At 44.2% G+C, this 22,651-nt stretch carries 24 protein-coding genes; 6 read left to right on the forward strand and 18 right to left on the reverse strand.

Going from position 1 to position 22,651, the window contains the following annotated elements; translation table 11 throughout:
• Positions 1-66: 66 nt before the first annotated feature.
• From AYO36_RS07495 to AYO36_RS07510, 4 genes are all read right to left on the reverse strand, one after another.
• Positions 67-678: a hypothetical protein gene (locus AYO36_RS07495; protein WP_064300020.1), complete on the reverse strand. Its 612-nt coding sequence runs from the start codon at positions 676-678 to the stop codon at positions 67-69.
• A 224-nt stretch (positions 679-902) separates the two neighbouring features.
• Positions 903-1,133, reverse strand: coding sequence for a hypothetical protein (locus AYO36_RS07500; RefSeq protein ID WP_064300021.1), 231 nt, complete (start codon positions 1,131-1,133; stop codon positions 903-905).
• 38 nt (positions 1,134-1,171) lie between these two features.
• Entirely contained in the window at positions 1,172-1,783 is a 612-nt protein-coding gene (locus tag AYO36_RS07505; RefSeq protein ID WP_064300022.1) for a hypothetical protein, read from the reverse strand.
• Between the two features lie 27 nt (positions 1,784-1,810).
• Positions 1,811-2,428 (reverse strand): hypothetical protein, encoded by a 618-nt coding sequence (locus AYO36_RS07510; RefSeq protein ID WP_064300023.1) that lies wholly within the window; start codon positions 2,426-2,428, stop codon positions 1,811-1,813.
• A gap of 134 nt (positions 2,429-2,562) precedes the next feature.
• Between AYO36_RS07510 and AYO36_RS07515 the strand changes: the two genes are divergently transcribed.
• Positions 2,563-3,066, forward strand: coding sequence for a DUF2199 domain-containing protein (locus AYO36_RS07515; protein WP_064300024.1), 504 nt, complete (start codon positions 2,563-2,565; stop codon positions 3,064-3,066).
• A gap of 37 nt (positions 3,067-3,103) precedes the next feature.
• On the opposite strand, the gene AYO36_RS07520 is transcribed toward AYO36_RS07515, so the two are convergent.
• From AYO36_RS07520 to AYO36_RS07590, 14 genes are all read right to left on the reverse strand, one after another.
• Positions 3,104-3,538, reverse strand: a complete 435-nt coding sequence (locus tag AYO36_RS07520) for a hypothetical protein (protein ID WP_064300025.1) — start codon at positions 3,536-3,538, stop codon at positions 3,104-3,106.
• A 33-nt stretch (positions 3,539-3,571) separates the two neighbouring features.
• Positions 3,572-4,336, reverse strand: coding sequence for a hypothetical protein (locus AYO36_RS07525; protein WP_231884684.1), 765 nt, complete (start codon positions 4,334-4,336; stop codon positions 3,572-3,574).
• Positions 4,337-4,341: 5 nt separating this feature from the next.
• Positions 4,342-5,346: a DUF2716 domain-containing protein gene (locus AYO36_RS17010; protein ID WP_231884685.1), complete on the reverse strand. Its 1,005-nt coding sequence runs from the start codon at positions 5,344-5,346 to the stop codon at positions 4,342-4,344.
• A gap of 21 nt (positions 5,347-5,367) precedes the next feature.
• Positions 5,368-5,754: a hypothetical protein gene (locus tag AYO36_RS07535; protein ID WP_058705264.1), complete on the reverse strand. Its 387-nt coding sequence runs from the start codon at positions 5,752-5,754 to the stop codon at positions 5,368-5,370.
• A gap of 88 nt (positions 5,755-5,842) precedes the next feature.
• The gene (locus tag AYO36_RS07540; RefSeq protein WP_064300026.1) at positions 5,843-6,325 is read right to left on the reverse strand and encodes a DUF2691 family protein; all 483 of its coding nucleotides are present in this window, start codon (positions 6,323-6,325) and stop codon (positions 5,843-5,845) included.
• 22 nt (positions 6,326-6,347) lie between these two features.
• Positions 6,348-6,980 carry a hypothetical protein gene (locus tag AYO36_RS07545; protein WP_064300027.1) on the reverse strand — a complete coding sequence of 211 codons (633 nt, stop codon included), beginning with the start codon at positions 6,978-6,980 and terminating at the stop codon, positions 6,348-6,350.
• A gap of 15 nt (positions 6,981-6,995) precedes the next feature.
• Positions 6,996-7,475 (reverse strand): hypothetical protein, encoded by a 480-nt coding sequence (locus AYO36_RS07550; protein WP_064300028.1) that lies wholly within the window; start codon positions 7,473-7,475, stop codon positions 6,996-6,998.
• A 16-nt stretch (positions 7,476-7,491) separates the two neighbouring features.
• Positions 7,492-8,667 carry an SMI1/KNR4 family protein gene (locus tag AYO36_RS07555; RefSeq protein ID WP_064300029.1) on the reverse strand — a complete coding sequence of 392 codons (1,176 nt, stop codon included), beginning with the start codon at positions 8,665-8,667 and terminating at the stop codon, positions 7,492-7,494.
• Positions 8,668-8,754: 87 nt separating this feature from the next.
• Entirely contained in the window at positions 8,755-9,294 is a 540-nt protein-coding gene (locus AYO36_RS07560; protein WP_082874193.1) for a hypothetical protein, read from the reverse strand.
• Positions 9,295-9,430: 136 nt separating this feature from the next.
• Positions 9,431-10,006 carry a hypothetical protein gene (locus tag AYO36_RS07565; RefSeq protein WP_064300030.1) on the reverse strand — a complete coding sequence of 192 codons (576 nt, stop codon included), beginning with the start codon at positions 10,004-10,006 and terminating at the stop codon, positions 9,431-9,433.
• Position 10,007: 1 nt separating this feature from the next.
• Positions 10,008-10,730: a DUF2750 domain-containing protein gene (locus tag AYO36_RS16675; RefSeq protein WP_082874194.1), complete on the reverse strand. Its 723-nt coding sequence runs from the start codon at positions 10,728-10,730 to the stop codon at positions 10,008-10,010.
• A gap of 30 nt (positions 10,731-10,760) precedes the next feature.
• Entirely contained in the window at positions 10,761-11,300 is a 540-nt protein-coding gene (locus tag AYO36_RS07575) for a hypothetical protein (RefSeq protein WP_064300031.1), read from the reverse strand.
• Positions 11,301-11,317: 17 nt separating this feature from the next.
• Complete coding sequence (locus AYO36_RS07580) at positions 11,318-12,619, reverse strand: suppressor of fused domain protein (protein WP_064300032.1); 1,302 nt, start codon at positions 12,617-12,619, stop codon at positions 11,318-11,320.
• Positions 12,620-13,191: 572 nt separating this feature from the next.
• Positions 13,192-13,932, reverse strand: coding sequence for a hypothetical protein (locus AYO36_RS07590; protein ID WP_064300034.1), 741 nt, complete (start codon positions 13,930-13,932; stop codon positions 13,192-13,194).
• Between the two features lie 281 nt (positions 13,933-14,213).
• On the opposite strand from AYO36_RS07590, the gene AYO36_RS07595 reads away from it, so the two are divergent.
• The 5 genes from AYO36_RS07595 (at position 14,214) to AYO36_RS07615 (ending at position 22,411) form a co-directional block, all read left to right on the forward strand.
• Positions 14,214-14,453 (forward strand): hypothetical protein, encoded by a 240-nt coding sequence (locus tag AYO36_RS07595; RefSeq protein ID WP_064300035.1) that lies wholly within the window; start codon positions 14,214-14,216, stop codon positions 14,451-14,453.
• Positions 14,454-14,562: 109 nt separating this feature from the next.
• Positions 14,563-14,949 carry a hypothetical protein gene (locus AYO36_RS07600; RefSeq protein ID WP_064300036.1) on the forward strand — a complete coding sequence of 129 codons (387 nt, stop codon included), beginning with the start codon at positions 14,563-14,565 and terminating at the stop codon, positions 14,947-14,949.
• A 166-nt stretch (positions 14,950-15,115) separates the two neighbouring features.
• Positions 15,116-17,008, forward strand: coding sequence for a glycosyltransferase family 2 protein (locus tag AYO36_RS07605; RefSeq protein WP_064300037.1), 1,893 nt, complete (start codon positions 15,116-15,118; stop codon positions 17,006-17,008).
• A gap of 145 nt (positions 17,009-17,153) precedes the next feature.
• Complete coding sequence (locus AYO36_RS07610) at positions 17,154-18,725, forward strand: glycosyltransferase (RefSeq protein WP_064300038.1); 1,572 nt, start codon at positions 17,154-17,156, stop codon at positions 18,723-18,725.
• A 164-nt stretch (positions 18,726-18,889) separates the two neighbouring features.
• A complete protein-coding gene (locus tag AYO36_RS07615; protein ID WP_064300039.1) occupies positions 18,890-22,411 on the forward strand; it encodes a CDP-glycerol glycerophosphotransferase family protein in 3,522 nt (1,173 codons plus the stop codon).
• Positions 22,412-22,651 lie beyond the last annotated feature (240 nt).

The following is a 22,651-nucleotide window of genomic DNA, read 5'->3' on the forward strand; positions in this document are numbered from 1 at the left end:
GAAATCCCTCCACTCACTCTGTTTGATCCATCTACATCATCCAACTAAATCGAGTTGCTTGTTTCATCAATAGAATTCAATGGTACCATCGTCAGGAAAGATGGCTTTCACCTTGTCTTCGGTATTAAAACAGGATTCATTTGAAAACAGATAATAGCCCATGAAATCATGTGCCATCGTGATGAATGACATCTCTTTTGTCGCACGAATGACAGGCACGGTACGTTCTTTTTTGAAAAACCATCCTTTGACCATTCTCCGCTCAAACGTCAGGAGATTCGTAAACGATATAAAGAAGTCTTCGTTCACAGCCCCATACCAATAGGTCTCATCTAGCAACAACTCCAGTTCGGTCGCATCATGTACCTGGACGCTATAATACAGGTTCTTATGGGGGCGAACCTTTGTATACGATAGGTTGTGCTTTTGAAAAAACGGCTCGACCTCCTCGTCCGTAAAACCTCCACCGAACGTGATGAAAATCGGGTAGCGATTGAGACGCGTCAAAAATTGTTTCAAGAGTCGATTTGAATCGCCTTGATAGTCGCTTTTAGTCTCATCCGGTAGACACCCCATCGAATAGATGAAGTCGATACGTTCTGGTTGATCAATGTACAAGTATCTGTCTTTGAACACTTGTGCGTGATCCATATGCCTCTCAAAATAGACATCCAACACGATTCCACTCCTCTCTCAATCACTTTATTACCGCTCGATTTCATCTTCTGGAAACAGTGCTTCTATTTTTTCTAATGCATCGAAATCTGTTTCACTCGAGAAGATCAGCACATTCTCAAAATCAAAGCCAGTTTTAAAAATGTTGTCGGTTTTGTCATATCAATTACTGGCACTACTCTCTCTTTTTTTGATTTACCAGCGCCTTACTCTCCTCGTTTCAAACTTCAAAGTGAACCATTTAAACTGAAGCCGCTATGGATCAGCGGCTTCTTAGTTTTCACTTCGCTCGCTCCTAACACCTTATTGCCGTAAGGATCGAGATTAATCAAGAGATTACAGCGATTGGAGGTACTTGCGAATTCTTCTTTAAAAAAGCGTTGGACGTGACTCGGAAATGGGAGATTCTCTTTTTCGTTTTCTGGTACTTCTTTTAGAGTCATACTGATCCCAAACATGATCGTCCTCCTTTACATCAGCCGTGCGGATATCAATCCTAGTATTCAATGCCTTCTCCTTTAGGAAGAAATGCTTTTACCTTGTCCTCACTATCAAAACAAGCTTCATTCGAAAATAGATAGTAGCCCATGAAATCATGCTCCATCGTGATGAATGACATCTCTTTCGTCGCATGAATGACCGGAACGGTTCGTTCTTTTTTAGAAAACCATCTCTTAATCATTCTCCGCTCAAACGTCAGGAGATCCGTAAAGGATAGGAAGTAAAAATTGTTTTCAGCTGCATACCCGTACGTTTCGTCAAGCAGACGCTCAAGTTCGCTCGTATTGTTTACTTGAAGGCTATAATAAGGACTGCTTTTATCTGGTTGAATCTTTTTATACAACAGACTTTCCTTCTGAAAAAATGGTTCTATTTTTTCATTGATAAGATCACCACCGAACGTAACAAATAGCAGAAAGCGATTTAAGCGCATCAGAAAGTGTTTCAATGCTCGATTCGAGGCCTCTTGATAACTTCCTGTTTCATCTTCCGGAATACCGTCTATCGAATAGATGAAGTTGATACGTTCAGGTTGATCAATATATAAGCGTCTGTCTTTGATCACTTTTGAATGATCCACATGCTTCTCAAAATAGACATCCAACATGTTCTCTCTCCCCTCTGAACCTCTCTACTACCGCTCGATTTCATCTTCTGGAAACAGTGCTTCTATTTTTTCTAACGCATCGAAATCTGTTTCATTCGAGAAGATCAGGACATTTTCGAAATCAAAGCCGGTTTTAAAAAATGTCTTCGGTTTCGTCATATCGATTACTGGCACTACTCTCTCTTTTTTGATCAACCATCGTCTGACTCTCCTCGTTTCAAACTTCAATACACCAGTGAAAGCAATCAAATAGTAGCCGTTGTTCCTAGCCAATGAAATGGTCTTCGCTAGTATTTGCAATAAGTCAGTCGGTTGATTCACTTCGACGGTCATGTATCTTTCACACTTAGTGATTAGGATCTCTGTATACGGTAATTGTTTGTGCTTAACCGTAGACAGCAAATCTTCTTTTTCTAAATCAGTCAGTTCATGGGATTCAAAAGTGAGATAGATTGGAAAACGATTTAACCGCGAGAATAATTGAGTCAACACTATTTCGTGCGAGATGATTTCTTCCTCATTGGAATCATAGTTATAATACTCGAATGAAAAAATGGATTTGATTCGGTCTTGTCCTTTCACTGTCAGATGATATTCCTTGATCGTCTTCGCATGATTTTGATGTTCTTCAATGTAAATCTGCACGTTAATCTCCTCACTTTCTCTGGATTGTCACGGTCTTCATCAGGATTCTCTATCAACGGGTGTTACACTATAAGTATGCTCTCTCCTAGCGCTCGACAACGAGACATACATAATCCAACTTAGAGGTGATTCCAATGAAAAAACTTCTGCCTTGCGCCATCTGTGGCGAACGCCACGACGAACTCCCGACTGAATATGAAACACTCGGACCGGTCTACTACGAACAAATGTCTGAGAAAGAGCAAGAAACGAAAAGCGAGATGCATGACACGTGGTGTGTCTTAGAACTGGACGGTCCACATTATTTCGTGAAGGGCATTCTTGAACTCCCGATCGCTGGACAAGACGAACCTTTCTGGTGGATTACATGGGTGAGCCTGAGTCCTGAAAACTTCGCTCGCTTCATCGAGAAGAAACGTCCTCGCATCGAGGAGCCGATGTTCGGCTGGTTTTCAAGCGATCTACCCGCTTATCCGGATACCGTCAACTTAAAAGTGATGGTCCATGATGAAGGAACCGGTCAACTTCCTTTCTTTGAACTCGAGCCGACGGATCATCCTTTGTCGATCGAATTCTATTCTGAGATGACGCTTTCCCAGGTCCATGCCATCGCAGACATCGTCTATGCACAAGAGTGAACCAAATAAACTGAAGCCGCTGTGGAGAAGCGGCTTTTTAGTTTTCACTCTGTTTCGTGATCAAAATATGCGTTCTTTCAGGAATCTCAATGTCTTCTAACTGATCAAGTGCCAATGATAACTTCATACTTTTCACTTGCGGATCGGATTCTTCCCCAATCCAACAGGTATACAATTCAAACGATTCACCCTCGTCTAAGAACTCGTTCATGAGCGTAAACAAATAACGCAGCTTTTCTTTCGATTCCAGTGCAATTTCGGAATCAAAAGGTTCAACGATCTCGATGCCCCAGTGACTCGAAATTTCATATACATACCATTTATGAAAATGCTTCGTTTTTACTTCATACAGACAGTCTTCATCCGCAAAACAGGGACCGATATATAAAGGAACAGTTTCATCTTTTTCATCTAAATTGAGATACTGTTCAGGAATTTGTCTCTCCATACAAATATATGATGCTAAGCTCATTGTGCTTCCTCCTTATGTATGATGTTTCCATCGTTAGTTGAAAAACGTCTTTCGATCGTCCATTTTCCCAAAATGCGCGATCTTTCCATTCGTACAAAAGTGATCGTGCATGCCAAATCGATTTGTTGCATCGCGGGTCACGATGAAGTTATAGGGCATCAATAATGAAAATTCAGACATGAAGTCCTCAAGCGTTTGCCGTGCGGGACGTGCATCTTTCGAAAATAATCCTGACGTCACTTCCTTGCGATTCAGCAAATGCAATACATGTTCTTCCAACACCGCTTGCCAATTGGAATCGTGCAACGTCATCACGTGAATCGAATCATCATTTTCTAAAACATCCCGACCACAAAAAACGACTTCGACCGGAAACGTGGCATGCGGTAAAATCGCATCGAAAAAGTTCTCATATTCTGTCCCTGCATTATCGAGCTCTTCATATGCGACTCCATACATCGAGACACAATCGTTCGTGACTCGGACGATTCCTTGTCCTTGTTTTTGGATAATGAGCGTCACTTCTGCTTTAGTCGCCATTTCCTGCTGTTCGATGACAAGGTGTTCGAGAAATCTTTCAAGCTGTGAGTCGTCGGTCATAATCATGTGAGATCGGACCGTCCAATCTGAAAAATCGTCGATATGTGGATTCTGCTTGAGTGGTCGTTCCAGAAACTTTACTTCAACCGGATACGAATACTGACTCACTTGAAGACGGACGAGGTCTTGCCAATCGTCGCGTGGTAGCAGTTCCCGGAACACATCGATCCAGTCGTTTCGTCGAAATGTCATTTTCATCTTACTCACCCTCTTCGGATTTCATTCGTAAAACTCTCCGTCCCTTGGAACGCAGAAATCAGATCTTCTCCAAACAACGTGATGCTACCCTCCCACGGGTGACCGAGATATCCCCAGCGAAAATCACGAGCGATGAAAAAGGAGTAATCGCCATCTGGAACTGCTGGAATCATCCAGTCTCCTTCTTCATTGCGAAGAAACGGACGTCTTGGGTCGATCCAATACCCTTGATGATTCCAATCGAGCGCCATGACGCGTTCTCCTTCAACAGTTAGCTCGATCAAAATACGTCCTAGTTCTCGTTCGATTTCTTCTCGTTTCTTATAATCCACTTCGTATGTAATGAACGGACTCGGGGCATGGTATGAGGGGAAGACTGTCGTGCTCGGTGTGAACTGAAATTGTTGATCAATGACATGCCATACCTTCTCATCCTCCGCTTGCGTCATCGGAAACCAGCTCCATGGTTTACCTTCACCAATCAAATCGAATGTCGCTCCTTCAGGGTATAGAACGGTGTACGCTTCTCCTTCTTGTACTGCAATTTTTGGTTCGTCTTGTACATCGCGTGCTTTCATTTCTTCAAAAATTAGTGCAATGGCTGCGTCGACATCAAGGACATGGTAAAAGATATTCGTCGTACCACTACCAATATCTCCCCCTTCGCAGTAGCCGTTCCCTGTATGAAGCAAACCATCATTGATTACTTCTTCCATCATGTGACGGCGCTCGAGCGCTGCTTCTGCCTGACCCTCGTCATAAGGAAACTGGACGACTAGTTCCGTATAATCTGTCTCGTTTACTTCGTGATAGCCTTGACGTTCAAACTCCTCAACCAAGCGTAATATCTGTACACCTAATCGTTTGAAGCGCGAGACGCGTATCTCTCTCACGTCTTCCGCTCTTACCCATTCTCCAACGATTCCTTGATGTTGAACGATGAGGCGTCCCTCTGTATAGATTGTTTGGTAGAGCGTATCCGAGCCGTTTTGTTTTGTCAGTTGGATCATGAGTGGTTTCCGCTCCCTCCATCACAATGCGTTCAAGTCACGATCTTCTATGTAGCCTAAAAACGTATCTTGCAATGCACCATCTGTCTCTACGGTATCGACCGGATCTCCTGCTTCGTCAACTCGGACAAGTGCCAGTTTCGCTTCAAGCGCAGATCCATTTAGTCCTGAACTCCCATCGATGATACTAAATACATGGGAAACCGTATCGATGATCGTCTGTTCAATCATCTGTCTCATTCGTTTTTGATCCGCTTCGCTCGACTGTTGGTAAAACGCGATGCAGGCCGTATAGTCATTGACGTTTGGATCGACTTCTTCTTCATAGATGTCCTTATAATCTGCCATACCGTCCTGAACGACCGTCCGATGGACCGCTTGAACAAACTCCTCCATCTCTTGGTTCATGATTTTTCTCTCCTTTTATCAACACTTCGTAGTTCATATCTCTCATCTTGAACGCTTACCGATTACATCTATTCGTCTGAACAGTGTCTTATTCTGCCCATACCGACAAACGAGTCCGAGGATCATTATCATCAGTCACCCACTTGATTCCGGTATATCCACGTTTCATCGCATTCTCATAAAATGCTTCAGATACGTGCTGCTCCTTGCAATAGATATCGACGTACATGCAGTCATATACCAAAATCGCGATTTGACAATTGCTTTCCTGAAACCACTCATAACTTGTTCCCACTTCTTCAGTCTGACCACGTTGAAATGCAAACAATTCAGCAAAGATCAGGTAATTGCTTGGTCCCCTTAGCCATTTTGCTAATTCATGTCCTGTCGCTATCCGATCGATTGAAAACTCTTCTAAACTGTCATACAAGTCCCCATCCATGGTTTGGATCGGAAAATCAAAGTTACGAAGAAACCAGTCATACGCTTTCATCTCGATCGCACTTAATATGTCGAGCAAGACACGTCCCGGTTCATTCGGAATTTCAAACGATACGCCACGCAGACTCATCGAATTCCTTCTTTCTAAAATGTTATAAGAAGGCTGCCGTATAAAAACACTGTAGTTCCTGTTCTTCACTCGAACTTCCCCACGTGCAGATGGCATAACCTTGTGCGGTCAGTGTCGTGACCATCTCGACGACTGGCAAACCCCCACTCTCTGTTAAGCCGATGTCGAGCACCTGATCAAGTAACTCCTGACAGTGTGACGGTCGATCATGATTTGCACAAATAATGGTATACATAGCTGGTGAGTCACTAATCATCTCGATGGCTGTTGTGAGCTGTTCGATGCCAAATTCAGCAATCCCAACGTAGTACGGTTCTTTTCCCACTTGAACCGGTACTTCTATTCGAGAGATGAAGCCCTCGAGCATTTCTTCTCGTTCGAGTAGACGCCACAGCTTGTAATAATCAAAGATTCTTTTGGACTGAAACTCATTTCCGACACACACTACAACATAAAAGCGATACGTGCTCAGCGCATGCTTTTTCGCTAGCTTGTCACGGAACATCTCACTACTGATTTGTTTGAATTGGACGATGTCTTCTGGAAACAAAAGCATCTCACCGACTGCACATAGACAGCGAATTGATGAACTCGCATCCGCAAGCCATGGAAAGATGCGTGTCGCATCGCTATGCTCTTCAAGATACGTTTTCATGAAGTATCTCCTTTTTCATTCCCATTGACACGTTACGCTTTGATTGGTTTCAAATCGTAGATGTACGAGTTCATTTGTTTTGAGATTAGACAGTTTCAGCGAACTTTGAGCTTCATTCGTATAAGGCAATTCGAATCTGACACCTTCGATTTTCTTCAGTAAAAAATATGCCCAGTGGCGATTGTATTCATTCTCGGACAGGACATCCCATAACGCATCTTCACAATGATCCGCCTCGTAGAAATATAATTTCATGACCGTGTTCTCCGCTATCACGGATAACCCTGAGAATACGGGAGGATTCGGAATTCGCGGTTTTTGAATGACCAAGGTGTAGCCCTCTTTCAGAAGGCGATCTAATTGTTCGCGGCTATCCGGAATCTCCTCTTCGATGACGGAAGCCGGCAGTTCTCTGATGCGGATTGGCAACCCCACCTCATATTCAAAGGGATCTTCGAGTGCGAGTAAGTCTTCACGGGAATAGATTATTTTCATAAGATTATCTTCTTCCTCACATTCTTTTATGGAGTGCTTTCAGATTACACGCGCGCCATGCATCACGGACGATATCTTGGAAAGTCGTTGCCTGACGTTTGAGTTTTAACGTTCTATAATCAAAGCAATAGACAGCTTCGTCTGGACGCTCTTTCAATACCGCATAGTATTCGTCCTGTTTAAACGACGACCCAAAAAAGAAATACTTGTCACGGATCGCATCGAACTCGGTTAACGCGTATTCATCGAGACTGTCTGAGAGATTGCCTTGGATCTCATGCGATAACCCATTCCAACTCGTCAACGGAATACCGTTTAAGTTCAACTCTTCGGAAAAACGCATACCGTTACAGACTCTCAAAATCTCTTTATACCACTCCGGAATCGCAAAATGATTGGTCTCGAATGCTTGGAGGCGGGCTTCTGGACAAGGACTCTCCACGGACACTCGGTAGCTTTGAATTTTTGGTAAGCGATCATACAAACAAAGCTCGTGACTTACCTTTTGCCCCTTGATTGGAATACTGTATTTTAGTTTTTTGTGGTCTTTTCCATAGAATCTCTCCATGGAAGCTAGTACATTCGCCAGAAACCTATCATCAGCTCCTGATGGATTTCTTTCTTTCTTGATAATTGGTATTTCAACGTCTTTTAGTGACACGTCTTCCTCGTCATCGTGTTCTTCAAAAGCCTCATGTTCCCCAAGGACGATCGCAATCCCTGTCACGTTATCGTCTTCTCGTCGGACGAGGACTTCATAGTGTCCGTCCCCCATTAATTGAACGGCGACACCGAACGGAAACAGAAAGATCTCGTCTTCCATCATTTCGTCTGAGATCGCGATATAGAACGGGTCGATCTCGTCGTCGAACTCTAACGTATTTCGAATCTCCCAATCGATGGCTTCCCGTCTCCCGTAATCCGCTGTGTTCATGACGACGAGCTGCGCTGAATCGACGACGACTAGATCGGATAACGGCTCGAAATCGGATGGAGCCATCTTCGTTTCTTCATTCATTGTTAGGTAAAGCAAATTGATTGATTCGAACTCATCTTCGTCATAGAAGACCGTCCAAATCGAACCTTGTTCAACTGGAATTGTCACGTTGTATTCTATATCCGGCTCAAGGAAAGCAGGATCCGAGACAATCAAATTCCCTTTGTGACTTGTAAACGTGCCTAGTTTTTTCATGTTAAATACCTCTTTCTTAAATATAACGGAGAGGACATTTCCAACTTGCTAATGCCATTAGATTAATCAAACTTAACCCTTTGATTCTTATTGCATCCGCCACTCCATGAATCCGGTGGTTTGCTCTTGCCAGAAACGAATCCAATCCGTTAAGGTTTGATTCATCTTCTGCCATTCGTTAATACATTCCGATTTGAAAAGTGCATCTTCGAGTTGCTCGATTAACAACCAAGCCTCTGTTAAGGTTGCTGCATCCTCTTCTATTTTTCCTAAATACAAGTCTTCATCGAGATGGTGGAAAGAATACCAAAGTCCATACAAGTGATGATCAATCATTCTCTCGATCGCTAACTGCTCCCGTCTTCCCCCTCGCGTAATCGCTTCTTGTAAGTAGATGTAACGGTCATCTTCATCAAAGAAAAGACCATACCAACGATACGGTCGGACGTCATCCGGCATATCTTTCATCCACTTCTTCAAAGTCGGTTTTAGAAGACGTTCTTTTAGCGGATGAATCAAGAGGAACGAAGCGTCTGTCTCTCCTTCACAGGTAGATAATAACCAACTCACAAACGTCCGCTGTCGCTCGAAGTTCCACGTATTCGCTTCTTCAATGAATCTATCCATATGTACTAATCACTCTTTGCGTAAGCCACGATTTTTGGCAAGAAGAGCGGTGTGAAGACATGGTAGATCAGAAATGGTAGGGTCTTGTAATAACTTATTTAGGAGCGACATGTTTCATCTCCTTTTAAAAATGTCATTACTCCACTTTCATTTGTTGTCTTGTTTTTCGAAGATGAAACCATAATAGTATTCCCGTGCCTATCGAAAGAATCGGGAAAAGATACGGGATATACGATTCCTGCAGATGAATCACGTGCATGAAAAAGTAACTAATGAAGCAGACAATTCGAAGCCATGTAGGAAGATAACCTTTACCGAGAAAAGCTAAAAACATCAAGGGAATACCCATTCCAAATACTACAATTGGTAAGACAGAGAACGGTGTCACGAACTGAAACAGACCTAGTCCCACCAGAAGATAGGCGAACCAGGACGTCCGTCGTCGAAACTTCTCGCGTTCCTTTCGTCCGGGTTGTATCCCGTAAATATCATCCTGCTTGTATCCTTCCGCTTGCTTTTCAGCAATTAGTTCCTCCACCCGTCGTTTCGCTTGACGCCTCGTCGAGTACTGTTCTTCCTTCTCATCGCTGACATCTTGATCAAGCTTCCATTGCTCGGTAACACCGTGATAGATCTGGATTGTTCGACCATCACGATACAAGTACCAAAAGTACGTAATGCCATCCACCTGTTTACTGAGTGTCTGAATCATGTTAACCCTCCAGATCTGCTAGGACATCTTCTGGATCTAGCTCAAGTCCAACGAGCTCCGGTCCCCAATCCAAGCCACAATACAGTCCGTCGTTAATCATGCTCGGTAACCAGCCATTCATGTACAAATCCAGGTCTAAGCGAATCAGATGATAGTTCGCCCATTCCTTCGTCTGCAGTGCTTTTGCCGCCGCTTCCGTCGAAAAGAATAATAGGACGTCTGTTTCCTCTTGATTCGACGGACAGTACGCCCAGCCCGACTGTTCCAACTTCGATAGACCATAGACAGCACCTGTCTCGAGAACTGTCTGTAAGAAGTCTTCTGCTTGTTCAGCACTCTGTTCCATTTGTTGTTCCTTTTCAACGAACGCATTCAACGTCGGTGCTACCGGAAATAGTTCTTGTTCTTCGTGGTCCCACAAGACGATCGTCTCTGTGTCCGGAAGCTGATATCCGAGTTCATCACCTGTTCCGTCACTGGCAATTCGTAAGAAACCGGATGGGTAGTCCTCCGCATCCGTCGTGTTGACACGAACAAGGTCGTCCCATGTCCGCTTGATATACTGCTCGTCCTTGATCGGATGAAACTCCCATTCGCCGATGCTGAATTTATTTTCGTGCTTGTACCTACTTCGTAGTTCTTTCGGAAGCTCGAAGCCGAGTTCTGCTTCTACCTCTTGTAATCTCTCTTCTGTGACGCCTGGTAAACCGATTTGATATGCCATCTATATGAATCCTCCTTATACATTTTGTGTTTAATTTTTCCGGTTAAAATTCTTTCCTGCGGGATAAAGTCCGGTCAAACGTCTGCCGTAATGAACTTTTGCCTGCCCCATTCGGATTTTCTTCAGATTAAACTGGTCCTTAAAATAATCAATGACGGGTTCAACGATATAAGACGGCTCCAAGATATGAAGGACGAATTCGATCGCTTCCGGACCATATTCATCTTCAACAAAATACCCATTTCCGATTTCAAAAAGAAATTCATTGAGGTCTTCTTCAATGCTCGAACGGCGCTCAAAGATGACGTCATACTCTGTATCCTGACAAAAGATCTCGACGACAACTTCGTGGTAATCCGCTTCTTGAACGACCGAGTATCCGTCCTTTTCTTTCTCAGCTACGAGTTCTCGAATGTAGGCATCCAGATTAAAAAAGCGCGAGAACTTTTGCTCGCTCATTGGTTCTTTCAATCTCTCTCCCATGATGCCGTGAAACGTGTAGAGTGTCCGTCCATCCTTTTCGAACAGCCAAAAATGATTCTGACCGTTCATTGGTTTGATGAGTTGCATGAAGTTCCCTCCCGTTCTTATAGGTCTGCGAACAATTCGCCATTCAGCTGGCGAATCATCGTATCGTTCGGTAACTGTTGTCGTAGTCGTTTCGCCCAGTCCGTCCGAAGATCATAAGCGAAGTGTTCTTCGTTCGATAGCAGATAAAGCATTGTTCCATCATGGCCGACAATCACGACGGTCGTATCTTCCGGATAAACGAACCGATCTTCTAAGACACGTGTTTTTCGGTACGTCGTTTCGACCTCTTGTTGAATCGACAAGCGATTGGAATACGAAAACATGAACAGTTCGTTCATCGACGCAACTCTATATGCGTGTTCAAGGATGAGTTCGAGCATCCTAGCATTTTCAATCTTTACCGTGAAAAAATGACTCTCACTTGTCGATGTTCGTTTTCCACGTAACCAACCGTTCGTTTGTTTCTGTCTAGACAAGACATGTGAAGTGAACGACATATGATGTTGCGAGAAAAAAGCCCTGTTGTCTTTGTCTTCCTCTTCAAAAGCAAAAAAGGTCGCGTAGATCGGAAAACGATTTTGATGATTTAGAAAATCAAACAGGAAAGTTTCCTTTTGATCTGTATCGCCTTGTTCTCCCGATTCAACACTCATTTGATACGCCTTCGCTAACGGTCCATTTAGTACTAACGGTCGTTGGATCTCGTCTTCAAAAAACGCATCCGTGATTTCACACTCGAGAATGAAGAGTTGTCTCTTAGCGTTCAATGCTTCGATCGCTTCATCGTCTCCCACAAGCGGATGTCGCTTTAAATTAAGTAGCTGCATCTCAGTTTCATACATCATCTCATTAAATTCCTCAGTACCGTATTGTTCGATGTAAGCAACTTCCGAAGCAAAGATGGGTACGAACCAGACTGGTAACACCGTCTCCGGTTCCCCGAATGCCGCGTTACCTTTATAGACTTGAAATGATTCTTCAAAATAGAACGGTGTCGTCACGTATAAGGCAGCGAAGTCGTACTTCGATAACAACCCAACCGGCATCGGTAAGTACTCGCCTAAATCATAAGCGTGTCCAGTCTTTAATGCTTCCAGCGTCAAGCGATAGATCAATTCAATTAAATCCGACTCGGCATCTTGTTGCATGACAGATAGCATCACTTCTTGATGGATAACGGCACCGTTCTCGAATTGCAATGGGTGGTGCAATAATCCAAGTGATGTCACGGTATTCGCATTCGCAAACGGTGCATTTTGAAACTGCAACAATTGAATCGCATGATTTTGTAATTCTTCCATCTCAAGGTGACCAGTGCTTTCACCACAATGGGCTTCTAAGTGTTCTATGTAATTCATATTTTTATATCCTCATTTCATGACATTAAAAAATGTCATTTTCAATAAATATCTTCTACCATATATTATATATTTCATAATACAATTTTGGGATTTTTTATTTTTTCCTAGTGGAGGGTATCGTGACATCTGAAAACGACAAAAATGACTCCGGTTCAATACCGAAGCCATCTCATAGCAATGTAAAAAGGTAAAGCGACTTTTTAAAGTGTTCATCCGTTAGGCTTCACTCACATGTACCGTTTTCGTTTGTAGGACTTTCCTTCGATCCATGTCCAAATCCGAATTGATAGGTAAACATCAATTATACCAATGATTAACGCAACGACAATCATGAGAACACCATTATTACCAGACACGAATAGAGGGTGTAAAATTGTAAAAGTAATACTCAAAAGAATTGGCAATGTGATACCCATCCAAACAGAATTAAACAATAGTGCCTTCCACATCCATATCATCCTTTTATGTGTAATAGGTGGTCTAAGTGTAGCATCTAATGAACAGAAAAAACGAATTGCATGTTAAGAACACTCTATGTCGCAATCACTTGATAAAAAATAATGCTTTCTTTAAGCCTTTATTTTTTGTTGCTTAATCAAAACAGAGTCATCATTCTTCCGGTAAATTTTTGTTCGTAATCTATCTCCCACTGTGTTTATGATGATGTCGATCGTATTTTCATTTTCCCAGTACAATTCATATCCATATAAAGAGATAGGGTTCAATATACTTCTCAACGGTATAATGACTGATTGCGGTAATTCAAATACACATCCATCATATAGGCTTTTCCGAGACTTCATATCAGTAATCACTAGAAACAAAGTTAGGTTTACAGATGTCAATTTTCCTTTTAGAGTAGCTCTCATTGTTTTCGTTTTGTTATTTTTCCTGGCTATGTTCTGTACGAATAGAAAATTCTGTTCATACACATAATTTTCTATTTTATTTAATTCATCATCGGTTATACATTCTCGGAATATTGAATGTCTAACTCCTTCTAGTAAAGTATTCAACGTTTCTTTTAAAAAATCTAAATTCTTTTTTGACTTTAATTCATCCATCTTAGTTTCTTTAAAATAATATTCTCGTCCGTCACCATTTTCACTTCTGATTTTTTGTTTTTCTTCTTCTGTTAAACTTTCATAAAAAATAACATAAAGAGAACTGTATTTCGGAATTTGTACTTTTAATTTTTTCAACATCCTTTGAAACATAAAGATCAATGGTTCATTTTTTGGATCAAAATAGTTAATATCCAACTCATTATTTGCATTTTTCTCAATATATAACACTTCGAGTTCTAACATGATTTTCACCTCTCTTAAAAGCTGTAATGATATGGTGGTTTCAACTTATATCTTAAGGCACTTTTTACTGATTTAGACGAAAAGTATGCCTCAATTGGATTGAACGGATGTATAAGTTCGGGTAATTCCTTTTAAAGTTTTTCTTCGAGATCTCTATATATCAAAATCCAATTCAGTTGATATATTCCATTTTGATTACAATTCAAAATTAACACGTTTATATGTAAGCGTTATCATTATACTGTAAATGATACTAATTCTTTGTGTAGGAGTTGAATCGAATGGATACGGTCATCAGTCATTATTCGAAATTCAAATGCCCACGTTGTCGTGAGAAATTCAAGGATGAGATTCTCATTGAAGATTTACATAGTGTATCGCACGAGGAGCGGCGCTTAGGTGTTGAAATCCAGTACGACTTCGCTTCGGAAGTCGCTTGCCCGAACTGCCACCACCAATGGCTCATCGAAGGAAACGTCTGGGAGTATCCTGAAGGCGTCATCGATGCGATTGAACTATAATATGCCTACTCTAAGGCACTTCCCTATTTCTCAAGTACGTTACATATGAAGCGTTGCCTTGATGTACACTATCGGTAATACAAAACGTGTACTTCGGAGGTGTTCGCATTTGAAAGTGAAACTTTTATTTTTCCTCCTTTTTTCGATCGTCTTCCTAGCAGGATGTAGCGATTACGATCAAGACGGAAATACGACGAGTGAGAAAGCAAAACAGAAATATGATGCAGCCATCGATCAAGTCTTCAAATCTGAAAATCAATACTTAAAGCAGCAACAGGTTGATCGACAACTAAAGCGAAATTCTGGAGAAACGGGCGTCATCGTCTATGAGGATCAAGATTTAATCGAAATCTATTACGACCAATCATCTAGAGGAGAAAGAGCCATTTATCAGAAAAAAGGATCTACTTACGCGCGGAAGACGTATACGAAACAAATCAGCCGTAAAATCGATGACTCTGAAAAAAAATATCTTGAGAACATTGGAATCAAGTAATTTCAATTTTTTATGACCGCGCTTAAATGGTCGATGACTCCCTTCTTTAATCGGGTCATCGTCCTTTTTTGTATTTTCTCACCTTTCTTACGCTTGAGAGCATCCATTTTGTGGTACAGTTCAAATGGTATTTTTTAAAACATTTTCTTTAAGGTGGGAATTACTGTTGGGTAAAATTGTTTCAATCATCATTCCTGTATACAATAAAGCGACGTATCTCTCGACGTGTATCGCGTCGATTCAGGCACTCACGCTTGATCATTCAACGATGGAAGCGATTTTCGTTGATGACGGTTCGACGGACGAATCGTTGTCGATTCTGCATACGGCTGCACAAACGATGGATTTCATTCGCATCATCGAACTCCCCGAAAATACGGGAAGTCCTGCCCAACCGCGAAACGTCGGAATCGAAGAAGCGACAGGTAGATACGTCACGTTCTTAGATGCTGATGATCGCCTCGATCCGGTCGGATTTCCTCAGCTCGTCGCACAAGCCGCTTCAAACAATGCCGATATCGCATTCGGTCAAACGATCAAATATACCGACACGTCGATTCAAAAAGTCGGGCGGTTCGCATCGTTCACGACTGCCAATCAGCTTGTTCCATATGAAATCGACAAAGTGTTTCGCGCGGTAGGACCTCCGGGGAAAATCCTGAAGCGCTCCGTCTTGATCGAGCATAACATTCGGTTCAGCCCAATGCAGTTTGGTGAAGATAAACTTTTCTTCTTCGAAGCCATCTCTAACTGTCAAACGGCTTCGATGAATCCAGCAACTGTCTATCACGTCAACCGATTCGCGATGAATGACTCGTTAGTCGGACAGACGAGCATCTTCGAGAAGACGACTTTTAATTTACAGGTGCTTGAGAAAACGCTTGAACTGGATATTCCGGCAGTCGCCAAGACTCATGCCTTGAGCCGTCTGATCGAGATGGATTTCCTCTCCCGTCTGTTCAACAACAAGCGGTTCCTTGAGCATCCGCAACAGCAGACCTTTTTTGATTTGTTCCGAGAGATGATTGCGATCTTTGAACGACATGGTGCAGATCCAGCAGATTTCATTTTCGATGACATTTTCCAAAAGCAGTACGCTTTGCTGCAGCAACAAGATTATGACAGCGTCGTCACCTTCATCACGCTACTCGTCCAAAAACATAAAGCCCGGCGCTATGTATCGGAGAACCGTCTTTATTATAGAATGCCGGAATCACTACACCATCTCGGACCTGTCCTTGAGCCGTTCTTTGCCACGTATGCAGGCACGCGTCTCGTTGATGGTGTCTTCTATGAAGTCGTACAATTACTCAAAGACGACACGGCTTCGGTCGATCAAGTTCTCTTAATCGCACCTAACGATGAAGTAACGGAAACCGCCGTTCCGTTCCATATCGAAGGGACTGAATTATTCATTTCGACGGAGGCACTCGAACGATATTCACATCCATTCCAATTGATGCTGATCCATGACGACTATCATCCGTTCGTCGTCCGAATGACGTTACCGAGTAGTGTCAATGGGATGCATCTGCATTACCAGCCACTTAAAGTCGAATTTCGTCCAGCGGAATCCAGATCACCTGTACAGAAAATCGACGCGACGAAGTATCATATCGATGCACCGACGCATGTCGTTGTACTCGAGAAGGCTTTCTTGTATGACGATCTGGAATTCGAGCATAAGCAGACAGCACTTGAAGTCGGACAATTGCTGGCGATTTCCGATCTTCAGTTGACGCTTGCCGGCACACCACGACTCGTCACGGTTGACGGTGCTTACGTCACGGCAAACAAAAAATACATCCACCTTCCACCTATGATTGATGACGAGACGTATCTGACTGATCTTCCGACAACAGTCCGGATTTTAAAGACTTGTAAACAGTATGCTGATCGTGACTTTAAAAACGAACTACCAACGAAAAATACACCGGATACCGTTCTTTCGATTGAGAAGATCGTTCTGTCATCCAAAGGCACACCACGCTTGAAAACGGCTCAGGATACGTACATCACAGCCAATCGATCATTCGTTCAACCGATCAACGAAGCGTAATGCTACGCCTAGGGACATGAATCTCTTGTTCCTAGATTCCTTATTATTCCAACAAAATATGCTATAGTATGGGCAAGGTTCACCAACGTGACCCATATTTCAAGCCGCTATTTCAAATTGTAAGCGCTATATAAGGAGATGCCCTATGAAACGAGATTTGTTTTTTACATTGAATACGTTAGCGACCCAGCGTGGCGGTTTATCAAAAGCAGTCATTAAACGAGCGAATGCGATCATCGCAGCTGATCCGGAGCGAAACGTGACGCTCGTGACGTTAGGGATTCAACCGAATCTTGAAACGATTCGTCAAGAGATGGTCGAGGCACGGTTGCTTGATTCTCGCATCCAAGTCGTCAACGTCATTAATTTTTTAGGACGTCGCCAGGCAGACAAACGGTCCGTCGTCTCTTCGAAAGGCGAATTGATTCCACGCTGGGAAAAGCGGTATACGTTGTTCCTCGACGCGAGTCGCGCCGAAAAAGATTCGTATCGGTTGTTCGAAAATGGTACATACGTCCAGTACGCCCGGTTTGACGCGAATGATCAGCTCAGCTTCATCGATTATTTTTCAGAGAATCGTCATCGCCTGCGCCGCGAAGAATACCTAGATAACGGCCAGTTGGTGCAGACGATCCAGTATTCGTTTACGTCGAACAAGCCGGTCTCTCGCTCCTTCTTCCATAGTGACGGGACGTGTTATTTAACGATTTGGCATAAAATCAATTCAGCGGACTGGAGTCATCTGTTTTATTTCGAAGCCGGTCAGGAAAAACAGTTCAATGATCCGGCAACCTTTAATACGTTCGTCTTGAATAAGCTGTTAGGTCAGCATGAGGCGGTCTTGATCTCGTCAGAATACCGGGATCGTCTTGCCAACCTACCGAAAAAGAATTTAGACGCGGTCATCTTGGACATCAAGCATCCGAATATCAAAAAAATCGCCTTCGGACACAGTAATCACTTCGTCTCGCCCTTCAACGAGACGGCAACGGTCAGCGGTGTCTGGGATACGTTATTTGGTCGCATCGACGAGTGGGATCGAGTCATCACGGCAACACCTCGGCAACAAGCACATATGACCGATCAGTTCAGTCATCCGGAGACGTTCCATGCGATTCCTCACGGTGTCGGTGCGGTACCGGAAGCGGATTACACGGTTCTTCCTGAACCTGATCCGAATCGGTTCATCGTCGTCTCGCGCATTCAAATCAAAAAGGATGTCGCCGCCAGTATCCGTGTCATGCGGAAGATCGTCGACCAGCATCCGAATGCTTTCCTTGATTTCTATGGCTTCGGTTACAACGATCAGCACGAAAAGGATCTCCACGCTTTGATCAAGGAACTGTCACTGACGAAACAGATCCGGTTTAACGGATTCATCACGAACATTCAAGACGCCTATCATGGCGCCGTCGCAACAATCTTCACGTCGCAATCCGAAGGGTTTGGGATGGCGATCCTTGAGAGCATGGGTCATGGTGTTCCGGTCATCGCCTATGATATCTGTTATGGTCCGCGTGAAATCATCGCGCACGGGACGACCGGTTATATCGTTCCACCCGGTGACACGTCAGCTTTTGCAGCAGCAGCAATCCGCTTGATGGAGCAGCCCGCTCTACGCCGTCAAATGGGGGAAGCCGCCCTTCACTCGATCGACCGGTTTTCTGATGAGCTCTTTACGACAAACTGGTTAACGCTTTTGAGTGAGCTCGACTAATCGGTTATTGACCTTCTCCTATGTGAGAAGGTTTTTTTCGTCTATCCACCAAAGTCCGTATTGTTTTTCAAAATTTGGGATGTTTTAGCTATTGATTGTGATAGAATGCTAATGGAAGATAACGCTTTCATAAAATATCACCTAGTAGGAGGTCCCTTGATTCCATGCTGTTTAAATCTGTTCTCCGGGTGCTCCAATTCGGGCACACTGTACTTCCGAAGAAACCAAAGAAACTTAAACGATCGGTGTTAAAAGAGTCGTTACAGATTCAATCCTCACCGACAGACTATACGCTATCCGGTCAATTGAACGATCCGTTGCTGACGATCACGTCCTTACTCATTCGCGATCGTTTGCAAGAGACGGTCCTTGAAGTGCCGAACCAACAGCACGATCATCGCTTCTCTTTCCAACTGCCTCATACGCTCGTCTCTCAGCTGAGTCAACATGCTGCTCAGATGCAAGATGCGGACGTTCCGACGGTTGAAGAGGACGGTCTTGCTGAGATCGAGTCCGTCGAAGCCGATCAAGATACTGCCTATCCGATCGGTCGGTTTTCACTCTGGCTGATGTTTACGAAAAAAGTCGAACATCTCACACCGGAGCAACTACACAAATGGGAGTCTGACGGATTGCCAAGTCATGCTACGCTCGATGCATCCGTCTTCACCCGCAAGATTCTGTTAGGACGTTTCGTTGATACGCAGATTCCTGCGCCGGTCGCGCCATTGATGGATGAGACGTCCAACGAATTCGTCCAGTTGTATACGGATTTAAAAGGCAACCTACGTCTATTGTTGAATAAAGAACCGCAGATTAAGCCGAAGATTCAGATTGATGCGGTCCGCAATGAGACGAAAGCGACGACAATCATCAGCGGGAAAGCCTTTACCCGTCACGCGTTCATCAAGACGGGACGATTGCTCCTCGTGCACCGGGAAAGTGGCAATCAAGTCCCGGTCCCAATCGATTGGTTGTACCAAAATGAGACAAGTGCGAAAAAATTCGGATTGTATCGTTATCACTACACGGCGACGATCCACTGGTCGCAACTCTATCAAGCAGCTCAATTACAAGAAGGGGTTTATGACGCCTTCGTTGCACTCGACTTCTATCACCGGTCGGAACCAAAATTACACCGTCTCGGTCGCGCCCGGTACATCACGCGTCAACTGACACCGGAAGCGTTAGGGAAAGATGATACGTCGACGATGCACATCATTCCGTACTACACGGTCGGTCACCGGAATCTATCGTTTGAGATGACCGAGTTTACGAATGAAAATTACGCCTATCTGAATCACCTGATGACGTTCGCCCCGCTCTACCGGCTGTTTGCCGAGAAGAACACGTGGCTCGTCGGAGAACGTCCCTATAAAGCGCAGGACAACGGATATCACTTCTTCAAATATATGCGCGAAACCTATCCGGAGCGACCGGTCTATTACGTCATCGATCCGACGTCGAACGAATACGCACAAGTTGCTCCGCTCGGAAACGTCTTGCCGATCAAATCGAAGGAACACATCTATCACTCGTTGATGGCGAAGAAGGTCATCGGGACACATCATGCGGAATACTTGTATCCGCTCCGGTCCGAACCGTTCAAACGGAAGATGCGGGCGGATCGTGTCTTCATCCAACACGGGGTTCTCGGAACGAAGAACATGAATGACCAATACGGGAAATTTGCCGCTGCCTTCGATACGGATCTGTTCCTCGTCAGTTCCGAGCGTGAGAAACGACTTGTCACACAAGACATGGGCTACGCTGAGCGAGAGGTCAAAATCACCGGTTTGTCTCGTTTTGATGCCCTCTTGAATGATGACGTCCCAGTCAAACGTCAGATGCTCGTCATTCCGACGTGGCGCTCGTGGCTACAGACGCCACTCCAGTTCTTCGAATCGGAATATTATCAGCAGTACCAAGCGTTCCTATCGAGTGAGCGTCTGCATGCATACGCAAAACAACATCGTCTCGAGATCGTCCTTTGCCTGCACCCGAACATGCAGCAATATTCGAGTCACTTCGAGAACTTACCGATCACGGTCATCCATCAAGGCGAACGTGATGTCCAAGGGTTGTTAAAAGAGAGCCTCTTGCTCGTCACCGACTACTCGAGTGTCGCCTTTGACTTCAGTTTCTTGAAACGACCGGTCCATTACCTGCAATTCGACCCGAAACGCTTCATCGGTCCACTCGGTTCGTATCTCGATCTCGAAAACGAATTACCGGGGCGGATCTCGAAGACGATCGATGACTTGTTCGAGGATCTCGATGCGACGGCACGCCGTCATTTTGAGATGGATGACGAATTCAAACGCCGCGCTGACGTCTTCTTGACGAAAACGGATACGACCTATTCCGATCAGGTCTATCAAACAATCGCGAACTATACGAAGCAGACGAGTCTTTTAGAGAAGATTCAGACGAACGAAGCGGCGAACATCATCTTTAAGGTCTATCGTCGGAGCCGGTTCTACTTCCCGACGATGAAGGCAGGATATCGACTCATGCAACGCGTCTTACCGGTCGACCCAAAACTTGTCGTCTTCGAGAGCGGTCTCGGTAAACATTACGCGGACAGCCCGCGTTACATTTACGAAGAACTGAAGAAACAAGCTCTCGGCTATAAAGTCGTCTGGATCTATAACAAAAAGCTCTATCTGAGTGATCCGAATGCAAAAGTCGTCAAACGCCTGTCTCCCGCCTACTTCTATTACATGGCGACAGCGAAGTTCTGGGTCAACAATCAGAACTTCCCGCACTACATGACGCGGCGGAAAGAGACGACGTACATCCAAACGTGGCACGGCACGCCGTTGAAGAAGATGTTGTTCGACTTAGATGAGATCCATGGACGGGATGAAGGCTACGTCGAACGAGTGACGAATTCGATCGCGCAATGGAGCGTCCTCTTGTCTCCGAGTCCTTATGCGACGAACACCTTTAGAAGTGCATTCCAGTATAGCGGTCCTGTCGTCGAATCCGGTTATCCGCGAAATGACCTCTTCTTTACGGCGAATGATGAAGCAACGATCGAGCGGATTCGGACGCAGTTGCAACTACCGGAAGGCAAAAAAGTCATCTTGTATGCACCGACCTTCCGCGATCATCAATCGCTTGGCAAAGGGAAGTTCTACTTCGACTATCCGTTTGATTTCGACCGTGTCGCGGAAGCGTTAGGCGATGAGTACGTCTTCTTGATTCGGACGCACGTGCTCGTCACGAAAAAGCCGAAGATTCCGGCACAGCACCGGGAACAATTCATTGACGTGACAGCCTATCCGGACATTCAGGAATTGTATTTAATCACGGATCTGCTGATCACGGACTATTCCTCTGTCTTCTTCGACTTCGCGAACATGAATCGACCGATGATGTTCTATGCGTATGACCTTGATCTCTATCGGGACACGCTACGCGGATTCTATCTCGATTACTACAACGATCTTCCGGGACCCATCTTAGAGACGGAAGAGGCTTTGCTTCACGCCTTATCGGACATTCCGCGTCTGAAGAAAATGTATCAAGCGCAACTCGATACGTTCCGTGCGACGTACGGTCCGATGGAGGACGGCTTCGCCGCTTCCCGCGTCGTCGATGCGTACTTCGGGACGAATCCACAGGTTCGCACTGGAGCACTCGAATTACGTGAGCAACCGGACGGCAGTTATTCCGTTTAATTGTTTCAATCTGTTGAATAAACGCTCCCTCTCAAAACAGACGGTTTCATTCTTTCAACCGTTTATTTTGAAGGGAGTTTTTCTGTGTTTTCGTTCAGCCCTTCTGCATGGTCCATACGTTAAGTGATGCTAAGAATAGGAAAACGGCTTGAGTCCTTTTGAATTCTGGACTCAAGCCGTTTCATTACGTTGCTTATTCGTTTGACGGAAAAATCGAGCATTTACGTAGTCGATCGGATG

This window comes from Exiguobacterium sp. KKBO11 (genome assembly GCF_001644945.1).
Taxonomy (GTDB): Bacteria; Bacillota; Bacilli; order Exiguobacteriales; family Exiguobacteriaceae; genus Exiguobacterium_A; species Exiguobacterium_A abrahamii.